General features: G+C 69.9%; 20 protein-coding genes and 1 pseudogene. 7 read left to right on the forward strand and 14 right to left on the reverse strand.

Annotated features, from left to right (window positions below; all coding sequences use genetic code 11):
- From R4I43_RS17835 to R4I43_RS17860, 6 genes and pseudogenes are all read right to left on the reverse strand, one after another.
- Positions 1–177, reverse strand: a pseudogene (locus tag R4I43_RS17835) (AMP-binding protein); the annotation flags it as partial.
- 304 nt (positions 178–481) lie between these two features.
- Entirely contained in the window at positions 482–1,246 is a 765-nt protein-coding gene (locus tag R4I43_RS17840; RefSeq protein ID WP_186459660.1) for an HAD-IIA family hydrolase, read from the reverse strand.
- Positions 1,247–1,272: 26 nt separating this feature from the next.
- A complete protein-coding gene (locus tag R4I43_RS17845; protein ID WP_324266770.1) occupies positions 1,273–2,364 on the reverse strand; it encodes a sulfate/molybdate ABC transporter ATP-binding protein in 1,092 nt (363 codons plus the stop codon).
- Entirely contained in the window at positions 2,361–3,152 is a 792-nt protein-coding gene (locus R4I43_RS17850; RefSeq protein ID WP_324266771.1) for an ABC transporter permease, read from the reverse strand. The genes R4I43_RS17845 and R4I43_RS17850 overlap by 4 nt, the downstream gene beginning before the upstream one ends.
- Positions 3,152–3,904, reverse strand: coding sequence for a molybdate ABC transporter substrate-binding protein (gene modA, locus R4I43_RS17855; RefSeq protein WP_324266772.1), 753 nt, complete (start codon positions 3,902–3,904; stop codon positions 3,152–3,154). The genes R4I43_RS17850 and modA overlap by 1 nt, the downstream gene beginning before the upstream one ends.
- The gene (locus R4I43_RS17860) at positions 3,905–4,306 is read right to left on the reverse strand and encodes a TOBE domain-containing protein (protein WP_324266773.1); all 402 of its coding nucleotides are present in this window, start codon (positions 4,304–4,306) and stop codon (positions 3,905–3,907) included.
- 161 nt (positions 4,307–4,467) lie between these two features.
- Here R4I43_RS17860 and moaA point away from each other — a divergent pair, with 161 nt between their 5' ends.
- From moaA to R4I43_RS17875, 3 genes are all read left to right on the forward strand, one after another.
- Complete coding sequence (moaA, locus tag R4I43_RS17865; protein ID WP_324266774.1) at positions 4,468–5,526, forward strand: GTP 3',8-cyclase MoaA; 1,059 nt, start codon at positions 4,468–4,470, stop codon at positions 5,524–5,526.
- Between the two features lie 5 nt (positions 5,527–5,531).
- On the forward strand, positions 5,532–5,840 hold the full coding sequence (locus R4I43_RS17870; RefSeq protein ID WP_324266775.1) for a MoaD/ThiS family protein: 309 nt from the start codon (positions 5,532–5,534) through the stop codon (positions 5,838–5,840).
- 735 nt (positions 5,841–6,575) lie between these two features.
- Positions 6,576–7,175: a transglycosylase family protein gene (locus R4I43_RS17875; RefSeq protein WP_324266776.1), complete on the forward strand. Its 600-nt coding sequence runs from the start codon at positions 6,576–6,578 to the stop codon at positions 7,173–7,175.
- Between the two features lie 334 nt (positions 7,176–7,509).
- Here R4I43_RS17875 and R4I43_RS17880 read toward each other — a convergent pair whose 3' ends face one another.
- The 4 genes from R4I43_RS17880 to R4I43_RS17895 form a co-directional block, all read right to left on the reverse strand.
- A complete protein-coding gene (locus R4I43_RS17880) occupies positions 7,510–8,436 on the reverse strand; it encodes a molybdenum cofactor biosynthesis protein MoaE (protein ID WP_324266777.1) in 927 nt (308 codons plus the stop codon).
- Positions 8,437–8,488: 52 nt separating this feature from the next.
- On the reverse strand, positions 8,489–8,971 hold the full coding sequence (moaC, locus tag R4I43_RS17885) for a cyclic pyranopterin monophosphate synthase MoaC (RefSeq protein ID WP_324266778.1): 483 nt from the start codon (positions 8,969–8,971) through the stop codon (positions 8,489–8,491).
- Between the two features lie 106 nt (positions 8,972–9,077).
- Complete coding sequence (locus R4I43_RS17890; protein ID WP_324266779.1) at positions 9,078–10,532, reverse strand: NAD-dependent malic enzyme; 1,455 nt, start codon at positions 10,530–10,532, stop codon at positions 9,078–9,080.
- A 274-nt stretch (positions 10,533–10,806) separates the two neighbouring features.
- Positions 10,807–10,992: a hypothetical protein gene (locus R4I43_RS17895; protein ID WP_324266780.1), complete on the reverse strand. Its 186-nt coding sequence runs from the start codon at positions 10,990–10,992 to the stop codon at positions 10,807–10,809.
- A gap of 289 nt (positions 10,993–11,281) precedes the next feature.
- Between R4I43_RS17895 and R4I43_RS17900 the strand changes: the two genes are divergently transcribed.
- On the forward strand, positions 11,282–13,534 hold the full coding sequence (locus R4I43_RS17900; RefSeq protein ID WP_324266781.1) for a helicase-associated domain-containing protein: 2,253 nt from the start codon (positions 11,282–11,284) through the stop codon (positions 13,532–13,534).
- Positions 13,535–13,541: 7 nt separating this feature from the next.
- Here R4I43_RS17900 and R4I43_RS17905 read toward each other — a convergent pair whose 3' ends face one another.
- From R4I43_RS17905 to R4I43_RS17920, 4 genes are read right to left on the reverse strand one after another with little or no spacing between them, the layout of a single operon-like run.
- Entirely contained in the window at positions 13,542–14,141 is a 600-nt protein-coding gene (locus R4I43_RS17905; RefSeq protein ID WP_132676688.1) for a GTP-binding protein, read from the reverse strand.
- The gene (locus R4I43_RS17910) at positions 14,122–14,925 is read right to left on the reverse strand and encodes a DUF742 domain-containing protein (RefSeq protein WP_324266782.1); all 804 of its coding nucleotides are present in this window, start codon (positions 14,923–14,925) and stop codon (positions 14,122–14,124) included. Before R4I43_RS17910 ends, R4I43_RS17905 begins: the two co-directional genes overlap by 20 nt.
- A gap of 32 nt (positions 14,926–14,957) precedes the next feature.
- Positions 14,958–15,365 (reverse strand): roadblock/LC7 domain-containing protein, encoded by a 408-nt coding sequence (locus R4I43_RS17915; RefSeq protein WP_175548002.1) that lies wholly within the window; start codon positions 15,363–15,365, stop codon positions 14,958–14,960.
- A 20-nt stretch (positions 15,366–15,385) separates the two neighbouring features.
- Positions 15,386–18,730: a sensor histidine kinase gene (locus R4I43_RS17920; protein ID WP_324266783.1), complete on the reverse strand. Its 3,345-nt coding sequence runs from the start codon at positions 18,728–18,730 to the stop codon at positions 15,386–15,388.
- A gap of 570 nt (positions 18,731–19,300) precedes the next feature.
- On the opposite strand from R4I43_RS17920, the gene R4I43_RS17925 reads away from it, so the two are divergent.
- The 3 genes from R4I43_RS17925 (at position 19,301) to R4I43_RS17935 (ending at position 22,626) form a co-directional block, all read left to right on the forward strand.
- Positions 19,301–20,314, forward strand: coding sequence for an ABC transporter substrate-binding protein (locus R4I43_RS17925; RefSeq protein WP_324266784.1), 1,014 nt, complete (start codon positions 19,301–19,303; stop codon positions 20,312–20,314).
- A 526-nt stretch (positions 20,315–20,840) separates the two neighbouring features.
- Entirely contained in the window at positions 20,841–21,851 is a 1,011-nt protein-coding gene (locus tag R4I43_RS17930) for an ABC transporter substrate-binding protein (RefSeq protein ID WP_324266785.1), read from the forward strand.
- Between the two features lie 7 nt (positions 21,852–21,858).
- Complete coding sequence (locus tag R4I43_RS17935) at positions 21,859–22,626, forward strand: ABC transporter permease (protein WP_324266786.1); 768 nt, start codon at positions 21,859–21,861, stop codon at positions 22,624–22,626.
- Positions 22,627–22,714: the final 88 nt, after the last annotated feature.

Raw genomic sequence — 22,714 nt, forward strand, 5'->3', positions numbered from 1 at the left:
GACGTCGGCGACGAACTCCCGGTAGCTCCAGCGCCTGCCCGTTTCGCACTCCACCAGCGCGTCGCGGTCCGGGAACCGCGCCGCGGTGCGGTCCAGGTTCGCGCCGATCGTGTCGCCCAGCAGCGGCACGTCCGACACACCGGAGTCGTAGCTGTTCAGAGTCGGCTCGGTGTCCACGTCGACAACCTCCCCATCGCAGTGGCGCAGGTCACCAATCTTCACCTGCACCGCCGCCTCGGGCCAACCGCCGGGAGCACGCTGCCGCACGAGCCCACTTCGAATTTCGCGCGAAATTCGAAGCCCGGACGTAGCCCTCAAACTTCGCGCGAAATTCGACACGTCCCCCGCGCCCGGGTGTGTCTTCGCAGGTCAGAGCCCACCCCTGGCGTCGGGTGTCAGATTTCGCGCGCCATTCGACGCCCGAGGCCCCTGGTCTGACTTCGCGCGAATGGGACCGGGGCCTCGGGGATGCTCCGGTTCGTCAGGCCTTGAAGGGGTCCGTGACGTGGTCTCGGAGGTCCGCGATGGAGCGGACGACCTTGGTGGGGCGGTACGGGAACAGCTCCGCCGTGTCCTCGTCGGAGATGCCGGAGAGCACCAGGATCGTCTGCAGGCCCGACTCCAGCCCCGAGCGGACGTCGGTGTCCATCCGGTCGCCGATCATCAGCGTGTTCTCCGAGTGCACGCCCAGGTGGCGCAGCGCGGAGCGCATCATCAGCGGGTTCGGCTTGCCAACGTAGTACGGGGCGCGGCCGGTGACCCGCTCGATCAGCGCCGCCACCGCGCCGGTGGCCGGCAGCGTGCCCTCGCGGCTCGGGCCCTTCTCGTCCGGGTTGGTGGCGATGAACCGGGCGCCGTTCTCCACCAGCCGGATGGCCTTGGTGATGGCCTCGAAGCTGTAGGTGCGGGTCTCACCGAGGATCACGTAGTCGGGATCCCGGTCGGTGAGCACGTAGCCGATGTTGTGCAGCGCGGTGGTCAGCCCGGATTCACCGACCACGAACGCCGACCCGCCGGGGCGTTGCTGCTCCAGGAACTGCGCCGTGGCCAGCGCGGACGTCCAGATCGCCTCCTCCGGGATGTCCAGCCCGCTGCGCAGGAGCCGGGCCCGCAGGTCCCGTGGGGTGTAGATCGAGTTGTTGGTGAAGACCATGAACGGGATGCCGTGCTCGCGAAGAGCGGCGACGAACTCGTCCGCGCCGGGCACCATGTGCTCCTCGTGGACCAGCACGCCGTCCATGTCCATCAGGTACGTCCAGGTGGTTGGCTCAGTCACGCCCCTGATGATCCTCCGGATACCGGGTGGATGGCCACCTCGGTCGCTTTGATCACGAACCAGACTTCCTCACCTGCGGAGAGCCCGAGATCGGCGACGGCCGCCGGGGTGACGTCGGCGGCCAGTCCCGCCTCGGACGGGCCCGTCGCGCGCACCCGGACCACGTCGCCGCGCGGTTCCAGGGCGCTGACCGTCACCGGCAGGGCGTTGCGGGGACTGCCGTGCGGGCGCTCCCGGTGCACGGCCACGACCGCCGGGGCGAACACCGCGGCGGCCGGTTCCCGCGCCTGGAGCTCCTCGGCGATGCGGCCGCTGATGATCTCCTCGCCGATCCGCACTCCCCCGTCGATCGCGGTGCCCGCCAGCAGGTTCAGCCCCGCCAGCCGGGCGGTGAACGCCTCGCGCGGGCGGGACAGGACGTCGCTGGTCGGGCCCTGCTCGACGACGCGGCCGTCCTGCAGCACCAGCAGCCGGTCGGCGAGCACGACGGCGTCGAGCACGTCGTGGGTGACCAGCACGGTGGGCATCTCCTGGCGGCGGAGCACCTGGTGCAGCAGGCCGCGCATGGCCGGAGCGGCGTCGACGTCCAGCGCCGCGAGGGGCTCGTCGAGCATCAGCAGCCGGGGTTCGCCGGCGAGCGCGCGGGCCAGCGCGACCCGCTGGGCCTGCCCGCCCGAGAGCCGCGACGGACGGCGTCCGCCCAGGTCGGCGACATCGGTCTCGGCCAGCCAGCGCTCGGCGACCTCCCTCGCGCGCGCCTTGCCGAGCCCGGCCGCGCGGGGACCGAAGGCGACGTTGTCGCGCGCGGTGAGGTTGGGAAACAGCAGCGCCTGCTGGGCGAGCAGCCCCACTCCCCGGCGATGCGTCGGGACGTTGATGCGGCGGTCGGTGTCCAGCCAGGCGGTCCCGTCGAGCTCGACGACCCCGCGGTCCGGCACCAGCTGCCCGGCCAGCACCGACAGCAGCGTCGACTTCCCAGCACCGTTGGGGCCGAGCACCGCCAGCACCTCGCCGGGCGCCACCTCGAAGTCGGCGCGCAGCGAGAACTCCGCGCGGCGCAGCTCGACGTCCACCCGCAGGCCGTTCACAACCGTCCCTCCACGGCCCTGGGCCGGGCGATCACGATCACCAGCAAGGCCACCACGACCAGCAACAACGACATCGCCACCGCCGCATCCACATCGGACTGCGCGGTGGTGTAGATGGCCAGCGGCAGGGTCCGGGTGCTGCCCTGGAGGCTGCCCGCGAACGTGATCGTCGCGCCGAACTCGCCGAGCGCCCGCGCGAAGGTCAGCACCAGGCTCGAACGCAGCGCCGGGAGCAGCAGCGGCAGCGTGACGCGCCGGAACGCCAGCCACGGACCGGCGCCCAGCGTCGCCGCGACCTGCTCGTAGCGGCCTCCGGCCGTGCGCAGCGCGCCTTCCAGGCCGACCACCAGGAACGGCATCGCGACGAACGCCTGCGACAGCACGACCGCCGCGGTGGTGTAGGGCAACCGGATCCCGGCCACCGCCAGCACCCCGCCCAGCGGCCCGGTCCGGCCCAGCAGGTACAGCAGCGCCAGACCGCCGACCACCGGTGGCAGCACCAGCGGGAGCAGCACCAGCGCCCGCACCACGCGGAGCCCGCGCAGCCGGGAGCGGGCCAGCACCACGGCCAGCGGTATTCCGAGCACCGCGGCGAGCGCGGTCGCGATCAGGCCGGTGACCACCGACAACCGCAGCGCGTCGAGCGCGGACGGGCTCAGCAGCAGCGCGGGCAGCCGGGCCGGTTCGACCCGGGTGAGCAGGCCGAACACCGGCAGCGCCACCAGCGCCAGCGCGAGCGCCGCGGGCACCCACAGCACGGCGGGCACCTGCGGCGGGTGGCGCCGCATCACGGAACGTCGAAGCCGTGCGCGCCGAGCACCTCGCGCCCCCCCGGGCCGCGCACGAACGCCACGAAGTCGTTGGCCAGCTGCTCCTGCTGGGAGTCCTTGACGGTCGCGATCGGGTAGCTGTTGACCACCTGCGGGGACTCCGGGAAGTCGATCGCCTGGACCTTGTCACCGGCGGCCTCGGCGTCGGTGACGTAGACCAGACCGGCATCGGCCTCGCCCGCGACGACCTTCTGCAGCACCTGCTTGACGTCGTTCTCCTCGCTGACCGGCCGCAGTCCGACGCCTGCGGCCTTGGCGACCTGCTGCGTCGCCGAGCCGCAGGGCACCTGAGGTGCGCAGACGACGAGCCGCTTGTCCGCGAGATCGGCCAGCGAAGCCACGTGGGCGGGGTTGCCGGGCGGGACCACGATGGTCAGCCGGTTGGTGGCGAAGGGCTGCGGGGGCGAGACAAGGTCGGCGACCTTGGCCATGTTCTTGTCGTCGGCCGAGGCGAAGACGTCGGCCGGGCGGCCCTGCTCGATCTGCTCGGCCAGCGTCGAGGAGCCCTGGTAGTCGAACTGGACCTGCACGTCGGGGTGCTCGGCGGTGAACCGCTCGCCCAGCTCGTCGAAGGACTCGGTCAGCGAGGCGGCGGCGAGGACGGTGACCGTTCGCTGCTGCGCCGGGGCCTGCCCGGACTGGGCCTGGCCGCAGCCGGCCAGCAGGGTCAGCGCGAGCACCCCGCCCGCGATCATCTTGAGCTTCGACATTCAGCCCTCTCCCGGTGTTTCCACCACGACGTTGGTCGACTTGACCACTGCGACCGCCAGCGACCCGGGCACCAGCCCGAGCTCGCGGACCGCCTCGGTGCTCATCAGCGACACCACGCGGTGAGGCCCGCACTGGATCTCCACCTGCGACATCACCTTGTCCGAGACGATCTCGGTCACCAGCCCGACCCAGCGGTTGCGCGCGGAGCGCCCGACGGCCGACGGGTCCGGGGCGGACCTGGCCTGGTCGCGGGTGAACTCGGCGAGCGCGGCGCCGTCGACGACCAACCGTCCGGCGGCGTCGCGTTCCGCGGGCAACTGCCCGCCGTCGACCCAGCGGCGCACGGTGTCGTCGCTGACACCGAGCAAGGCGGCGGACTCTGCGATCCGATATTGCGGCACGCGCACGACAATACTTCCGCAGGTGCGGCGAAACCAGGGGGTATCGAACCGCGAACTCGGATGGTTAACCCCCGTCACGGCCCTGTTGACCAGGCATCTTGATCCGACCAAATCGCCGCTCGCGATCGAAAAGCGTCGGTGCGAGGAGATAGGGTCGAGTTGTGAACGCGGTGGACTTGGGAATCCCGCTCGTGCGCCGCACGACCGACTCCTCCGAACGGCCGGACACGCCGTACTTGGTGGACCGATTCGGCCGGGTGGCGACGGATCTGCGCGTCTCCCTGATCGACAAGTGCAACCTGCGCTGCACCTACTGCATGCCCGCCGAGGGTTTGCCGTGGCTCAAGCGCGACGAAATGCTCGACACCGACGAGATGAACCGGCTGATCCGCATCGCGGTCGAGGAGCTCGGGGTCACCACGGTCCGCTTCACCGGCGGCGAACCGCTGCTGCGGCAGGACCTGGTCGACGTCATCGCGGCCACCTCGTCGCTGCCCAGCCGGCCCACGACCTCGCTGACCACCAACGGCATCAACCTCGGCGGGTTCGCCGAGAAGCTGGTGGCGGCCGGGCTGAACCGGGTCAACGTCTCGCTGGACACCTTGGACGGAGCGGTGTTCAAGGAGCTGACCAGGCGCGACCGGATGCAGGACGTGCTCGACGGGCTGGCCGCGGCCAAGACGATGAAGCTGGAACCGGTCAAGGTCAACGCGGTGCTCATGCGGGGCATCAACGACCACGAGGCCCCCGAGCTGCTGCGGTTCTGCATCGAGCGCGGCTACCAGCTGCGGTTCATCGAGCAGATGCCGCTGGACGCGCAGCACGGCTGGGAGCGCTCCGCGATGATCACCGCGGACGAGATCCTGGAGCGGCTCAGCCGGGAGTTCACCCTCACCCCCGACGTCGCCGAGCGCGGCTCGGCACCGGCCGAGCGCTGGCTGGTCGACGGCGGACCGGCGACCGTGGGCGTGATCGCCTCGGTGACCAGACCGTTCTGCGCCGCGTGCGACCGAACGCGGTTGACCGCGGACGGGCAGCTACGCTCGTGCCTGTTCTCGACGACGGAGACCGACCTGCGCGGCCCCATGCGCGAAGGCGCCACCGACGCCGAGCTGATCCGGCTGTGGCAGGGCGAGATGTGGGCCAAGGCCGCCGGGCACGGGATGGATTCCGGCGAGTTCGCCCAACCATCAAGGCCGATGAGCGCAATCGGGGGTTAGCGGAGATGACCGCGGTGTCGGAGCACAGCGCCGGTTCGGCGAAGCGTGCGGTATCGGTTCAGGTCCGCTACTTCGCCGGCGCCCGCGCGGCGGCCGGTGTGCCGGAGGAGACGGTGCGGCTGAGCCCTGCGGAGGGCTCAGCGCCGACGGTCTCCGACGTCATCGCGGCGGCACTGAACCAGCACGACGAGAAGCTGGCCAAGGTGCTGCCCGCGTGCAGCTTCCTCCTCGACGGCGTGGCCGTGCGGGACCGCGCCACGCGGATCCCGGCCGACGCCACCCTCGACGTCCTGCCGCCGTTCGCGGGCGGCTGAACCTGCCGATCAGAGCAGGGCACTGTTCTCTTCTGCGCGCGTGCGGGTACGCGCGAATACAACATGCCCTGGCGTGTCGTACAGCCTCGTTCAGGTGACTTTTTGCTTGATTTATCCCTCATTCGATCTTGCTTCTGAGGGTGCCCGCCGGGTCGGCCGCTCGCCAGTCTGAACGCCACCCGTTCCAGCGATAGACCACTCACGCTCCGTCATTTCACGAACACGCATCGCGTCGGCGCTCTGCCACCCGTGTCCCCCACGACCCGAGGTTGCGCGGGCTCGCTCGACAGTTGGTGACCGCGTGACGGGGGTTCCCCAGTGGGAGCAGCGAGGTGACCCAAGCCTCACTTACGGTGATCGATATCGGCCCGGAAACGGTACGGTAACGACGCTCTGATCAGGGAAAATGAACGGGATCGCACCCCCTTTCCCCGGTGTTACTGTGACCAGCGTCACATGCTACAAGATTTCCGATCTTCGGATTGGTTACGTAGTGTCGCTCCTCGGTCGGCCCCGAACCGATCAGCAAGGAACTCGAGAGCCCGCAGCGCCGAACCTGTCCAGCGGGCTCTCACCCCGAAAACGAAACAGAACCGGACAGGAACGAGGGACATCTCAGGGCTCCCCGAAAGCTCCGAGATGCCGCCGGCTCCCCCGAGACCGGCGGACGCGGACCCGGCTCCCCCGAAGGAGCCAGACGAGGGTTCGACCCGAGGCGCGGCAGGAGAGAGGGACATGTCCAGCTATAAGGGCAAGCACCGTAAGCCTTCGAGTACCAAGCGCAACTTCGCCCGGTTCGCCGTCGCCGGCGCTGTGGTCGCCACCCCGATCGCGATCGCCGCTCCCGCCAACGCAGCGGACTGGGACGCCCTCGCCAAGTGCGAGAGCAGCGGCAACTGGAGCGCCAGCACCGGCAACGGCTTCTACGGCGGCCTCCAGTTCACCCCGTCGACTTGGGCCGCGTACGGCGGCACCCAGTACGCCAGCAGCGCCCACAACGCCACCCGCGAGCAGCAGATCGCCGTCGCGGAGAAGGTTCTCGCCTCCCAGGGCAAGAACGCGTGGCCGGGTTGCAGCGCGAAGCTGAACTGGACCAGCGGCTCGACCAAGTCGAGCACCAAGACCGAGACCACGCCGAAGAAGAAGACCACCACGACCAAGACCAAGTCGACGGTCAAGGCGGACGGCGCGGACTACACCGTCAAGGCGGGCGACACCCTGGGCAAGATCGCGCAGCAGTTCGGCGTGAACTACCAGGACATCGCCGCCAAGAACTCGAGCGTCATCAACGACCCGAACCTGATCTTCCCGGGTCAGCAGCTCGACGTGAAGTAAGACTGCACGGTCCGGCATCCCCCAACGCCGACCGGCAAAGGAGCACGCGCCGTCTCCCCCGACACGGCACGTGCTCCGCCAGGGAAACCCCCTCCACCGCAAAAGCCCCCTAAGCGGTGGAGGGGGTTTCCTGCTGGACGGAGACGGGGTCGGTTTGCTTGGCGGTGCCAGTGGCGGAACCTGAGACGCCGCCTGGACTCCGTGCGCCACTCCTGATGTATGGGTCAATACACGGCGTCGCGGCGTACTCGCCAGACGACGTCTCAGAACCCGCGGCGGTGCCAGCTGCGAGGGTGGGGTACGGAGAAAGCGGCTTCGCCGCTTGCCTGACGTTCTAGGGGCAGTTGACCCATTCTTCTGTGTTGTCGTCGAAGACCTGGCGCTTCCAGATCGGCAGGCGTCGCTTGACCTCGTCGACGAGTTCGGAGCACGCGTTGAACGCCTGCTTGCGGTGCTCGGCGGCGACGGCGCAGCCGAGGGCCACGTCGCCGATCTTCAGCATCCCGATGCGATGCGACACGGCGATGGCGCGGACGCCGTCGAACCGCCCGGCGATGTCGGCCGCGACCTCCTGGATCACGTCCTGGGCGATGGGGTGCCCGGTGTACTCCAGCTCCAGGACGCCCCGGCCGCCGTCGTGGTCGCGGACGACACCGCCGAAGGTCACCACGGCTCCGGCCGCGTTGTGCTCGACGGATCGGGCCAGCGCCTCGACGTCGATGGGTTCGTCGACGACGTCGGCGCGCAGCACGTCGGCGGGGTTCGGGGCGGCTGCGGTCGCGGATCCGGGGTGGTCTCCGCCGTGGAGCTGGTCGACGGCGTGGTCGAGGACGCCTTCGAGGACTCCGAGGCCGTCCTTGACGCCGCCGCTGGAGCCCGGGAGGTTCACGATCAGCGTGTGGCCGCTGACCCCGGCGAGGCCCCGGGAGAGCACCGCGGTGGGGACCTTCGGCAGCCCGGCAGCGCGGATGGCGTCGGCCAGGCCCGGGATCTGGTGGTCGAGCACCTGGGCGGTGACCTCGGGAGTGCGGTCGGTGGGGTTGATCCCGGTGCCGCCGGTGGTGATCACGACGTCGACGCCGCCGTTGACGGCGCTGCGCAGCTGGTCGCCGACCGGGTCGCCGTCGGGCACCACGAACGGGTCGGGGGTGTCGTAGCCCCGGTCGCGCAACCACTGCACGATCACGGGACCGGTGCGGTCCTCGTAGATCCCGGCGGCGGCGCGGTTGGACGCGGCGACGACTCGCGCAGTCCTCGTCATGGAGACCTCCCGTGGATTTCCCGGTTCCGGTGCAACGACGGCGAGCGGCGGATTAGTCCGCTTCGCGCTCCCAGAGGCCGGTCTTGCCGCCTTCCTTGCGCTCGACCTGGACCGCGTCGAGCACCGCGCCGGGATCGACGGCCTTGATCATGTCGTGCAGCGCGAGCCCGGCGACGGCGACCGCGGTCAGCGCTTCCATCTCGACGCCGGTGCGGTCGGTGGTCTTGACCGCGGCGGTGATGCGGACGTCGGTGTCGCCGAGCTCGAGCTCGACCTTCGCGCCGGAGATGGCGATGGGGTGGCACAGCGGGATGAGGTCCGGGGTGCGCTTGGTGCCCATGATCCCGGCGAGGCGGGCGGTCGCGATGGCGTCGCCCTTGGGCAGGCCGTCGCGGCGCAGCAGCGCGATCACCTCGGCGGTGGTGCGCACGACACCGCTGGCCACGGCCCTGCGGGCGGTGGCGTCCTTCTCGGACACGTCGACCATGCGCGCGGCACCGGCCGCGTCGACATGCGTGAGCTCATCCTGCGCCATGCCCCGAGCTTAGAGCAGCCCATCCCCCGACCGAATGCAGGGAAGGTCGAGAAACCGCAGGATTCGCACTGCCGAATCCTGCGGTTCTCGACCCGGTCGGTCGACCTCAGACGTCGAGGTCTTCGGCCATGCTCCAGGGCATGGAGGAACCGCCTCGGGATGCGGTTTCAGCGGGTTTGGCCGCCAGGGCCGCCTTCTTGACCGCGTCGGCGACGGCGGGGGCGACCGCGTTGTCGAAGACGCTGGGGACGATGAACGAGGCGTTGAGGCGGTCGCCGTCGACGACGTCGGCGATCGCGTTGGACGCCGCGAGCATCATGTCGTCGGTGATCTCGTGCGCGTGCGCGTCGAGCAGACCGCGGAAGACGCCCGGGAAGGCCAGCACGTTGTTGATCTGGTTCGGGTAGTCGCTGCGCCCGGTGGCCACGATGGTGGCGTGCTGCTGGGCCTCCAGCGGGTCGATCTCCGGGTCCGGGTTGGCCAGCGCGAACACGATCGCGTCGGAGTTCATGGTGGCCACGTCGTCGGCGGAGAGCAGGTTCGGGGCCGAGACGCCGATGAACACGTCGGCCTCGCGCACCGCGTCGGACAGCGTGCCGGTGCGGCCCTCCTTGTTGGTGCTGGCGGCGATGTTGCGCAGGTTCTCGTCGGTGTCGCCGCGACCGGAGTGCACGATGCCGTTGATGTCGACCGCGATGATGTCGGCGGGCTGCTTGTTCTGCAGCAGCCGGATGATCGCCGAACCGGCGGCACCCACGCCGCAGACCACGATGCGGCAGTCGGAGATGTCCTTCTCCACCACGCGCAGCGCGTTGCGCAGGGCGCCGAGCACGACGATGGCGGTGCCGTGCTGGTCGTCGTGGAATACCGGGATGTTGAGCTTCTCGCGCAGCCGCGCCTCGATCTCGAAGCAGCGCGGGGCCGCGATGTCCTCGAGGTTGATGCCGCCGTAGACGGGGGCGATCAGCTCGACGGCGCGGATGATCTCCTCGGTGTCCTGGGTGTCCAGGCAGACCGGCCAGGCGTTGACGCCTGCGAACTTCTTGAACAGCGCCGCCTTGCCCTCCATGACCGGCAGCGCGGCCTCCGGGCCGATGTTGCCCAGGCCCAGCACCGCGGAGCCGTCGGTGACCACGGCGACGGCGTTGCGCTTGACGGTCAGCCGGCGGGCGTCGTCGGGGTTCTCGGCGATGGCGGTGCACACCCGGGCGACGCCGGGCGTGTAGGCGCGGGAGAGATCGTCGCGGTTGGCCAGCGCGACGCGGGAGTTGACCTCGATCTTGCCGCCGAGGTGGACCAGGAAGGTCCGGTCGGAGACCTTGCGGACGCGCACGCCCGGCAGCGCTTCGAGGGTTTCGGTGACCTCACCTGCGTGGTCGGCCGAGAGCGCGTTGCAGGTGATGTCGACGACGATGCGGTCGGCGTGCGACTCGACGACGTCGAACGCTGTGATCACCCCGCCCGCGCGGCCGATCGCGCTGGTCAGGTCGCCGGCGGCGGTCGTCGACGGCGGAGCCTCGACGCGAACGGTGATCGAGTACCCAGGACCTGGAACCGGCATTGGCACACCCCTGTCGAGCGAACGGCTATGGACGTGGGTGCCGTTCTCCGGCGGCCTCCGGAGGGGCCGCGGCAGCAGATCGCCCAACCGCAGCGCAAGTCCCTCGAACCCGCTAAGCGACCGGAACTTCACCCAACACGAAAAAGCCTAAAACTTTCCTCGCTGTGAGCTAGATCCGGTCCGCTACTCGCCGGTCAGCCTTGACAGGAGTCGTTCGACGGGTGGTGAGATCCGGCGGCGCCGAACCGGCTGAGCGCCGGTTCGGCGTCAGGTCTCACTTGTTGATGACCGTGACCGGGTGCTCGTACGGGACGGCGTCCTCGTTGAGCGGGAACGTGGTGTCCCCGAACGGCGACAGGGCGCCCTGCTTGTCGGCCACCAGCTCGCTGACCGGGTGCTCTCCGGCACCGGCCTGGGGCCAGCTCGGGTCGATGCGGTCCTTCTTGTTCTTGCCGGCCACGTCGTCCTCCTGTGCATTCCGGCTACGGGCAACTCCAGTTTGCCGGATCGCGGCGATCGAACTCACCCAAGGGTGTCGGAGCTTGCACAACTCGTTCCCCCGGGCTGCCCAGGCACGTCACGTCGGGACGTGGGGCGGCCCGATTTCAATGGAAGTCGGGGACGTGATTTCCATTGAAATCGGGGATCTGATTTCCATTGGAATCGTGTCGACCCCGGTGGGGGCGTCGCGAGGGGGTGGGTCGGTGAGTTCGGGGAGTCGGGGACGACTACTGGGTATCGTGGGTTCGATGCCTCCAGTGGGAAATTGGCTCCGGGACCGCAGCGACGAGCAGCTCGTGGCGTTGCTGCGCGCTCGACCGGATCTGGCGACTCCGCCGCCCGCCGACCTGTCCGTGCTCGGTTCGCGGGTCGCGCAGCGGTCGTCGGTGGCCCGCGCCTGCGAGGAGCTGGACTCCTTCGCGCTGAGCACGATGGAGGCGCTGGTCCTGCTCGACGCCGACAAGCAGCCCGTCGCCCTGGACGCGGTGGCCGAGCTGCTGGGCGCCGAGGTGACGGTGCAGCGGGCCCGCCGGACGGTGACCGCGCTGCGCGACCTCGCACTGGTGTGGGGCGGCGACGACTCGCTGGAGATCGCCGGCACCGCGCGCGAGGTGCTGCCGACCTTCCCCGGCGGTTTGGGCCGCCCGGCCGAGGACCTGACCGAGGTGACGGCCAAGGCCGCGCTGGCGGAGATGGACGAGGAGGAGCGGCGGCTGGTCGGCAAGCTCGCCGACGGCTCCCCCATCGGCCGCACCAAGGACGCCTCCGCGCACGTGCCGCTGGAGCGCGCGACCAACCCGGTCCAGCGGCTGCTGGCCAAGGGTCTGCTGCTGCGCCGCGACACCGAGACCGTGGAACTGCCCCGGCAGCTGGCGCTGGCGGTGCGCGGCGACCACCCGATGGGCCGGGTCGAGCCCGAGGAACCGGCCCCTGAGCTCACCCAGTCCGACCGCGAGCGGGTCGACAGCACCGCCGGTGGTGCCGCGCTGGAACTGCTGCGGCACGTCGAGGAGCTGCTGCAGGCGTGGGAGGCCGAGCCGCCGGACGTGCTGCGCTCGGGCGGCGTCGGCATCCGCGACGTGCGCCGCACCGCCAAGACCCTCGAGATCGGCGAGCAGCACATGTCGCTGCTGGTGGAGGTGGCCGTCGCGGCCGGTCTGCTGGACCGCACCGAGGACGCCGAACCGCGCTGGCTGCCCACGATCTCCTCGGACACCTGGCTTGCCTCACCGGTCGAGCAGCGCTGGGCCGCGCTGGCGGCCGCGTGGCTGGACCTGCCCCGGCTGCCGGGCCTGACCGGCGCCCGCGACGAGAAGGACCGGTTGATCGGGCCGCTGTCGGACGAGCTGAGCCGTCCGCTGGCGCCGAAGGACCGCCGCCGCATCCTCGACTACCTCGACGAGCTCCCCGGCGGGTGCGGTGCCCGCCCGGACGACGTGGCCACCGTGCTGGCCTGGCGCGCGCCCCGGCACGCCGGTCGGCTGCGCGACGACCTGGTGCGCTGGACGCTGTCGGAGGCCACCGCGCTGGGCGTCGTCGCGCTGGACGCGATGACCACCGCCGGTCGGGCGCTGCTGTTCGACGGCCCGGCCGAGGCCGGGCACCGGCTGGGCGAGGTGCTGCCGGAGCCGCTGGACCACGTGCTGGTGCAGGCGGACCTCACGGTCGTCGCGCCCGGACGGCTCGAACCCGACCTGGCCGCCGAGATGAAGCTGGTCGCCGACGTCGAGTCCGCGGGCAGCGCCACCGTCTACCGGGTGAGCGAGGGCAGCGCGCGGCGGGCGCTGGACGCCGGCTACACCGCCGACGACCTGCACGCGCTGTTCCGGGACCGCTCCAAGACACCGATCCCGCAGGCGCTGACCTACCTGATCGACGACGTGGCCCGCCGCCACGGCAAGCTCCGCGCCGGGACCGCAGCGGCCTTCCTGCGCTGCGACGATCCGGTCGTGCTGACCGAGGTGCTGGCGACCCCGGCGAGCGAGGAGCTGGAGCTGCGGCGCATCGCGCCGACCGTGCTGATCAGCCCGCTACCGCTGGCGGACCTGGTGGACGGGCTGCGCACGGCCGGGTTCGCGCCGGTCGCGGAGGGACCCGACGGCAACGTGCTGGACCTGCGGTCGAGCGGTCGCCGCACCCGCGGCAAGACCCGGCAGCGCACGTCCTACGGGCCGCCGGTGCCCAGCGCCGAGCAGCTGGGCGCGATGGTCACGCAGCTGCGCGCCAACGACATCGCCGGATCGGCCCGCCGGGGCCGGGCGGTGGTCCCGGAACGCGGCCGACCGAGCGCTGAGGCAACGCTCGCGCTGCTGCGCGACGCCGCGGCCGACGAGCGCAGCGTGTGGCTGGGTTTCGTGGACACCCACGGGGTTCGCAGCCAGCACGTGGTCCGCCCGGTCAGCGTCGGCGGCGGGATCCTGCAGGGCGTGGACGCCGCCAACGACGAGCTCGGCAACTTCCCGCTGCACCGCATCACCTCGGTCGCCCTCGTGGAGGACTGAGCGGAGGTCAGTGCGAGGTGGCCAGCCGCTGGCGCATGGCGTGTTCGACCAGGGTGATGAGGGCCTTCTTCGTCGATTCCCGGTCCCGGGCGTCGACGGTGATCATCGGCACCGACTCGGCGATGGTCAGGGCCTCGCGGACGTCCTCCATGCGGTGGTGCGTGAGGCCGTCGAAGGTGTTGACCGCGACGATGTAGGGCAGCCCGCGGTCGTCGAAGAAGTCGATCGAGGCGAACGCGTCCGCCAGCCGGCGGGTGTCGACGAGCACGACGGCGCCGATCGCGCCGCGCACCAGGTCGTCCCACATGAACCAGAACCGGTGCTGGCCGGGCGTGCCGAACAGGTACAGGATCAGGTCCGAGTCGAGCGAGACGCGGCCGAAGTCCATCGCGACGGTCGTGGTGACCTTGCCGGGCGTGGCCGTCAGGTCGTCGACGCCGACGCTGGCCTCGGTCATCACCGCTTCGGTGGTCAACGGAACGATCTCGGAGACCGAACCGACGAACGTCGTCTTCCCGACACCGAAACCACCGGCGACCACGATCTTCGTCGAGGTCTTCTGGTTGCTCGGCTGCTGCGACCGGGGATCAGAGCCTGCGAAGCCCACTGAGCACCCTCTCCAAGAACTCCATGGACGGCCGATCACCGACGACCATGCCACTGTCATGAATCAGAACCAGCCCGGTGTCGGCCATGTCGCCGATCAGCACCCGCACCACGCCGAGCGGCAGCCGCAGGTGAGCGGCGACCTCGGCGACCGAACGGGCCTCCTGGCACAGCTCGGAGATCGAGCGGTGCTCGGGCCGGGATTGGGTCGCCTGGTTGCGACCTCGTTCGCTGGTGCTTACCAACGTCTCGATAGCAAGATCATAATCGGTGCGGGTGCGCCCCCGAGTGCGGGCGTACGGCCGAACGAGTGAACCGCCGCTGTCCTCGGCTTCCGGGTCGTCCATCGCCGGGATCGCCGGCATGGAGCCGGAAATCGACGGCATGGACTGGGAAATCGGCGACATCGACTGCGAGATGGACGGCATCGACACCGATGGCGGCCCGTTGTCCGGGCGCGGGGGCGGGGTGCCGCGGTCTTGCGAGCCCCAGCCGTCCTGCGACATCCAGCTGTCCTGGGACGCGCGGGGGTCCTGCCCCCACCCGTCCTGCTGGGCTTGGGCGCTCTGCCCGCCCGAGGAAGTGTCGCCGTATCCGCCGGACCCGAACAGGTCGGCACCCGGTCCCCCGAACAGCGCGCGGTCGTACCCCCCGCCGATGGAGTCGTCTCCCTGCGCGGACGGGTTGTCGTCGACGAAGTCGTCCTGCCAGGACTCCGCGCTCAGCCGCTTGTTGTAGAGGCGGAACAGGTCACCGTCCCAGCTGGGCTCGGAACCGGCGTTCATGGTCAGCTCCCCTCAGCTCTCCCCAGCCGGAATCACCGGCGACCCATGCCCTGCAGCTGCGCGCGCAGTTCCGGCGTGAGCTGACGGCCGACCCGCTCCACGAGCAGGGTCATCTCGTAGGCGACCAAGCCGATGTCGGCGTTGGGCGCGGCGAGCACGGCCAGGCACGAGCCGTCGCTGATCGACATCAGGAACAGGTAGCCCTGCTCCATCTCGACGACGGTCTGGGTCACCTCGCCTGCTTCGAAGCAGCGCGCTGCGCCTTGGGTGAGGCTGACCAGACCGGACGCGACGGCGGAAAGCTGCTCGGCGCGGTCACGCGGCAAGCCCTGGGAACCGGCCAGCAGCAGACCATCCGCGGACACGACCACCGAGTGCGCCACGCCGGGCACCCGGCGCACGAAGTCGGTGATCAGCCAACTGAAGCTGTTGCTGCTCATCGGTTGCTGCACGGACCCGTTCACTCCTGCTCCTCGGGACGGCTCGGATTCGAGCGGGGAAGTTCGGTGGAAACCGGTTCGGACTTGGCGTGCCTGCCCCGATGGACGCCCTGCTGGAAGTTCGCCATCCGGCCGCGAACGGCGTCAGCCGAGCGCGGGGCGGCGGGCTTGCGGCGAGGGGTCTGCGGGGAGCGGGGCGCTGCCGAGCCGGGCACGAGGTTGGTCTTCGGGACCCGCTTGGGAAGTCCGGCCGCGGTCGTCTCCTGGACCTCGTGGGTCTGCAGGAGCGCCTCGGCGGCTTTCCAACCGACGTCCGCTTGGCCCCAGCCCGGTTCGGGCGTGGTGGTGCGCGGAACTTCGTCGACGACCGGTTCCGGCTCGGAGCTCGACTGGGTCGAGGACTCGGCGCCTTCCGGCTCGGCGGGCTTGGGGTCAGCAGCGGCCGGGGTCGAGTCCTCGACGTCGGACTCGCGGAACCACTGCGAGAGCACGGCTTCGTAGATCGGCAGGCGTTGGGTAGGCGCATCGTCCATGTCCCAGGACTCCCTCGGCTCGTCGTCGGCGTAAGCCGTCGACCCGCCGTCGGAGCCCGGGTGTTCCGGACCGGAAGTGCCTCGCAGGGATGCGTTCTCGGACTCCCAGGACTCCGACGCCGACTCGGGCCGGCTTCCGTTTCCTGGGGCGCCCTCATAGCCGCCGCCGAAGGCCGCGCCGATTCCACTGCCGTTCAGGCCGTTGCCGTTCAGGGAGCCGCTGTCGGACTCGCTCCCGTTCAGGCCGCCACCGCTGAAGCCGTTCCGGCTGTCTTCGGAGCCCAACGGCTGGGACGGGGCGAAGTTCTTGGTCTTCTCCGCCTCGAACGGGCTGTGGAACAGGTCGGTCGACGAGGTCTCCGACGGTGCACCGCACTGCCCGTCGAAGCCCGGATCGATATCCGGCCAGGCTTCCGCCCCGACTTCGTCGTCGTGGGGCGCCCGGCCGTCATCCTCCCATTGGGGGACGCTCGTCGCACCGAACGAATCGCCGGAGGACGTCGTGAAGGAGTACTGCGCGGGCAACTCGGCGTCATCGTCCGGCTCGCCGGCGTGCCCCTGACCGTTGAACGACGCGATCCCCGGCATGGAGATCTCCGAGTCCATCGCCGCCTGGTTCATCGAGGTGAACGAGGTCGGCGGCTCGGAACCGCTCAGGCTGGGCAGCTCCGCGCGCGTGGTCGGCGCGTCCAGGCCCGGCTGCTGGCCGTTGCTGCCCGCGGCGGCGCGACCGCCGAAGGCCGCGGCCAGGCCCAGCTGGGTGCCGGTCTCGGTGAGCGAACCGCGCTCCTCCGGCTGCACCGTGCGCGGCATGTCGGGCATCGGCACCGGGCCGTCCGGCGTGAGCTGCACGACGAGCTCGCCGCTGAGGCGCACGGTGGCGGTGACGCCGCCCTCCAGGCCCTCGTTGTTGCCGAGCTCGACCTCGATGTTGTGCCTGCGGGCCAGCTGGCCGACCACGAACAGGCCCATGCGGCGGGAGACCGCGACGTCGATGTCCGGCGGCCGCACGAGCCGCTCGTTGATCTCGTCGATCTCGCCGGCGTCGATGCCCACACCGCGGTCGCGGATCTCGATGACCAGCTGCTGGCGGCGGTAGGCGGTGCGGACCGTGACCTCGGTGTCGGGGTTGGAGAACACCGTGGCGTTCTCCAGCAGCTCGGCGACCAGGTGCACGAAGTCGTTGACGACGCGGCCCTGCAGGGCCAGTTCGGGGGCGTCGACCACCGCGACCCGGGCGTACTGCTCGACCTCGGAGACGGCGGCGCCGAGGACCTCGTTGAGCGGGACCGGGCGCATGGTGCGCCGGGTGAGGTCGGTGCCGCCGAGGATCAGCAGGTTCTCGTTGTTCCGCCGCATGCGGGTGGCCAGGTGGTCCAGCTCGAAGAGGCTGGAGAGCTGGTCCGGGTCCTGCTCGTCCTGCTCCAGGCGGTCGATCAGGGCAAGCTGGCGCTGCACCAGGGTCTGCGACCGGCGGGCGAGGTTGACGAACAGGTCGTTGACGTTGTTGCGGAGCATGGCCTGCTCGACGGCCAGCCGCAGCGCCTGCTGGTGCACCGCGTCGAAGGTGCGGGCGACCTGCCCGATCTCCTCGTCGGTGTAGACCGGCACGGTCGGCACCGTGGTCTGGTGGGACGCGCCCGGGTTCTCGGTGACCCGGTTGATCGCGTCCGGCAGGCTCTGCTGGGCGATCTCCAGCGCGCTGTAGCGCAGCGTCCGCAGCGGCCGCAGCATGGAGCGGGCGATGAAGGTCGCGACGCCGAAGGCCACGATCAGCAGCAGCGCCACCAGGGCGGAGTCGCGGATCAGGGTCCAGGTGGCCGAGTCGGCCAGCGCGGTGGCATCGGAGTGCAGGTCGTCGAGGACGTCGGACTCGACCTCGCGGACCAGGTCGGTGCGCTGCCCGGACTGCTGCCCCCAGTCGGCCGGGGAGACGCCGAGGTTCTGGTTCTGCTGATCGTTGTCGTAGGCGATCAGCGAGCTCTGCTCCAGCTGCTCGGTGCGGTCGATCGCCGCACCGGCGACCCGCTCGGCGAACAGGGCGCGCTGCTCCTGGGTCGCCGCGGCCTCGAACTCGCCGTAGGCGGCCTCGTAGCGCGCGTCGGCGGCGCGCATCTGGTCGGGCTGGCCGGTGAGGAACTGGTTCCGCAGCGAGGCGCTGAGCAGGACCGAGCGCTGCCGCGCGAGCTGCTCCTTGGCCTGGCCGAGAGCGTCGGCGGCGCGGGCGGTCTGCGCGGTCGCGGTGTTGGCCGCGGAGTTGGCGACTTGGTTGTTGATGGTCAGCAGCGTGTCGATCACCGAGTTGTAGGCGATCATCGTCTGCGGGCTGGTGAAGCCGCTGTTGACGGTGCCGCGCAGCGCACCGAGGCTGCCGATCCGGTGCTCGGCGCTCTGGTAGGCGAAGCGGACCTCGGGGGTGAAGCCGGCGATCTGCGGCTCGAAGGCCAGCACCTGCTGGACCGCGGCGTCGACCCGCTGCCCCTGGGCGGCGTAGTCGCTGCCCGCGCTGCCGCCGTTGGCGGTGGTGAGCACGATCGCGAAGTCCCGCTCGCGCTGCAGCTCGTGGGTCAGGTTGGAGGTCTGCTGCGCCAACTCGACCTGGTCGACGATGGTCTGCATCTGGGACTGGCTGTTGAGACCGTCGTAGATGCGCACGCCACCGACGCCGAGCGCGGCCAAGGTCGGCACGAGCAGAACGGCGGCCATCTTGTACCGGAGGCGCCAGTTGCGCAGCCACCACTTCTTGGTCCGGGCGGCAGCCGGATCGGCTGCACCGGCTGCGGTCGCGGGGTCGTTGTTGAGCATCCCTGTTTCCTGCGCTGCGGCGGACATGTGCGGAACCGCCACGGCTAGCTGCCCTTCCTGGCCGTGGCGGTGGAGATCATCGTGCTGGGAATGTGCCCGCGAACCGACGCTGCCGCGCCGGGTACCCACGAGCGGGTCCACGTCACCTCGGTGATCGAGTTTCCGCAGACCCCGACTCTGTCAGCCGGGCTTGCCATCACACTCCCTGGTCACAACGTGCATTCCCCCGAAGCAAGAGGCCGGTCACCTCGACGGGCGAGACTATACTTAACCCGGCGTCACAAGTCAGGCCCCCAATATGGGTGTCCGTCACCCTTAAGAGTGCTGTGGACAACAGCTGGGCCGAACGTGTGACCCGTACTTAGTTACGCCTAGTTGTAAGCCGATAGTTCAAACCTTTACAGTCCTTTTTGCGCCCCACCCGTCACGACCGTCGATTATGAGGCCCGGCCCGCTCCGGCGCGCTCCATCGAAGGTCGTGGCCAAGTCCACAGTGCACAGACGCACCTGCGGGACCCTGTGCGGGGTTGTCCGCGCCGAGCCGGCGGAGTGCACGCTCCTCGGCGCGCCATGTCGTGCGTTCGCAAGGAGGACTCGATGACCCTGGCCAGTCGCGCTATGTCGCGGAGAGGGCTGCTCAAACTCGCAGGTGGCACAGCAACCGCAGGGGCGCTGATGGGCGCCAGCGGATGCGGGCTGCTCGGCGGTTCGCAGTCGGCCGGCGGTGGCGACGGACAGCTCGAGAAGCCCAACCTCAAGGTCGGCGCGATGCCGGTCACCGACCTCGCGCCGCTGCACCTGGCGGTGCGCAACGGGATCTTCCAGCAGGAAGGCCTCAACGTCGAGATCGTCACGACCTCCGACGGCAGCGCGGCCCTGACCAGCACCATCGGTGGTGACTACGACATCACCTACGCCAGCTACGTGCCCTTCTTCGCAGCTCAGGCCCGAGGCGTGGCCGACCTGAAGATCGTGGCCGACTGCGGAGCGGGCGCGCCGAACACCACCACGATCATGACCTCGCCGAGCTCGAAGGTGCGCACCCCGCAGGACCTGGCGGGCAAGACCATCGCCATCTCCGGCCCGCGCACCATCTCGGAACTGCTGGTCAAGGCGACCATGCGCGCCTACGGCGTGGACTTCTCCAAGTCCGAGTTCACCGCGATCCCGTTCATCAACATGCCGGCCGCGCTGCAGCAGGGCCGGGTGGACGCCGCGATCCTGACCGAGCCGTTCCTGACCCAGGCCGCGCGCGCCAGCGGCGCGGTCCCGGTGGCCGACACCAACACCGGCCCGCTCGAGGACCTGCCGCTGACCGGCTACGGCGCGACCGCCAAGTTCGTGCAGGAGAACCCCAAGACGGTGGCCGCGTTCCAGCGCGCGATGGACCGGGCCGTGGCCGAGTCGCAGGACCGCTCCAAGATCGAGCCGCTGCTGCCGGAGTTCGCCAAGATCGACAAGGAAACGGCGGCCATCATCTCGCTGCTGAAGTTCAACTCGCGCGCCGACGCCACGCGTCTGCAGCGGGTCCCGCGCCTGATGAAGGACTTCGGCTTCCTGGACAACGAGGTCGACGTCGCGAAGATGATCGTCCCGCCGACCCCGGCCTGATCTCAGCCGCAGGGCTGAGCGACGGTCCGCCCGGCGGATGAGCCCGGCGCCGGTCCTCCTCCGCCGAAACGCCGGTCGGGAACACCCTTCGATGCCCTGAAGTTGTCCGGAATCCGCCACGACGCTCGAGAAGCCGCAGATGGTTCGTCCGTTTCGAACCATCTGCGGCTTTTGTCACATCGGCATCCGTGTCATTGCCGTTGTTGACGCAGGGCCACTCGAACGCGATGCGGAAGCCACGCTTCGTGTTCTTTGCTTTCGCCAATGACGTGACCAGTGACACATGTTCGAGTAATGGCCGCAACGAGCCCATTACGGCGTGTTGTCGCCTCCTGATCAGGTCTCTAGAGTTCTGCAGGCACCGATGCAGCCGGTGATCCGGAGGACGCGGGACGTGCACAGCGGTCGCCATCGCCCCGGAACCCGCAGCGCACGAACTACCGCCTCCCGGCCGCGGCCTCGGTCCACGCAAGTCGCTCCAGCCGGCCCGCACGGGCCAGACCCCGCCATGCCAGGAGGAAACGAAATGCGTCCCAAGAACCGCCCGTTAGCCCGTCGAGACCTGCTCAAACTCGCCGGAGGTGCGGCCACGGCGGGAGCGCTGATGGGAGCCAGCGGGTGCGGGCTGCTGGGCGGAGCGCAGCAGTCGACCGGCAACGGCCAGGTGGAGAAGACCAAGCTGCGCGTCGGCGCGCTGCCCACCGCCGAGCTCGCCCCCCTGCACCTGGCCGTGGAGGCCGGCCACTTCCAGCGCGAGGGCCTCGACGTCGAGATCGTCACCGCCTCGGACGGCGGTGCCGCGCTCAACAGCACCATCGGCGGCGACTACGACATCACCTTCTCCAGCTACGTGCCGATCTTCGCCGCGCAAACCAAGGGCGTGGCCAACCTCAAGATCGTCGCCGACTGCATGTCCGCGGTGCCCAACAGCTGCTTGATCATGTCCGGGCCGAACTCCAAGGTGCGCACCGCGCAGGACCTGGCGGGCAAGCGGATCGCGATCTCTGGACCCGGCACCATCTCGGAGCTGATGGTCAAGGCCGCGATGAAGGCCAACAACGTGCCCTACGACAAGGCGCAGCTGATGCCGCTGGGCTTCATCAACATGCCCAACGCCATCAAGACCGGCCAGGTCGACGCCGCGTTCGTCGTCGAACCCTTCCTGACGCTGGCCGCGCGCGACGCCGATGCCGTGCCGGTGCTCGACACCGCCACCGGCCCGCTCGAGGACCTGCCGCTCGGCGGCTACGTCTCCAACGCGGAGTTCACCGACAAGAACCCCAAGACGGTCGCGGCGTTCCAGCGTGCGATGACCGCCTCGGTGTCCGAGGCGCAGGACCGGGCCAAGATCGAGCCGCTGCTGCCCAAGTTCGCCAAAATCGACAAGGAAACTGCGTCCATCATCACATTGCTGAAATTGAACGCCCGCGCAGACGCCACCCGCTTGCAGCGCGTTCCTCGTTTGATGCTGGAATTCGGTTACATCAACAAGGACGTCGACGTGGCGAGCATGATCATTCAGCCGCCGCAGAGCTGATCGGGACATGACCAGAACACTCCGGGGTCTGCTCGGACTGCTGGGCTTCCTGCTGTTGTGGGAAGCCTTCAGCAGGTCCGGGCTCGTCGACCCGCAGTACTTCCCACCGCCCACGGTGGTGCTGACCAGGTTCGTCGAGCTGCTCGGCGACCCCTCCTTCCTGCTCGACCTGATCGCGAGCGTGCTGGCCTGGGCCATCGCGCTGGGCATCTCGATCGCCATCGCCGTGCCCGCCGGCCTGCTGCTGGGCAGCGTGCGGAGCATCCGGGTGGCCACCCGGGCGATCATCGAGTTCCTCCGGCCGATCCCCTCGGTGGCGCTGATCCCGCTGGCCATCGTGCTGGTCGGGTCCGGGCCGGAAACCAAGATCACGCTCGCGGTGTACGCGGCGGTCTGGCCGATCCTGTTCAACACGATCTACGCGTTGGACGAGGTCGACCCGGTGATGGTGGACACCGCGCGGTCCTTCGGCTTCGGCCGGGCCCGCACGATGTTCACCGTGCTGCTGCCCAACGCCGCGCCGTTCGTGCTCACCGGCATCCGCATGTCGGCCTCGGTGGCGCTGATCCTGGTGGTCAGCACCGAGTTCCTGGCCGGTGGCGGGTCCGGGCTGGGCAGCTTCGTGCTGGACGCCTCGACCGGCGCCGGCCGGATGGACCTGGTGCTGGCCGGGACGATCGTCGCGGGCATCGTCGGCTACCTCATCAACGAGGCGCTGGAAACGGTGCACAAGCGCGGTCTCGCGTGGAGCGCGATTGATCGGGAGGCGGTGTGATCGGCCTTCATTTTCCCGGCGTTCACAATTTCCCGGGAATTGACATCGTGAATTCACTGGAATTCAACGTCCGGCTGCGGGGTGCGCT

Source organism: Saccharopolyspora mangrovi (genome assembly GCF_035320975.1).
Classification (GTDB): Bacteria; Actinomycetota; Actinomycetes; order Mycobacteriales; family Pseudonocardiaceae; genus Saccharopolyspora; species Saccharopolyspora mangrovi.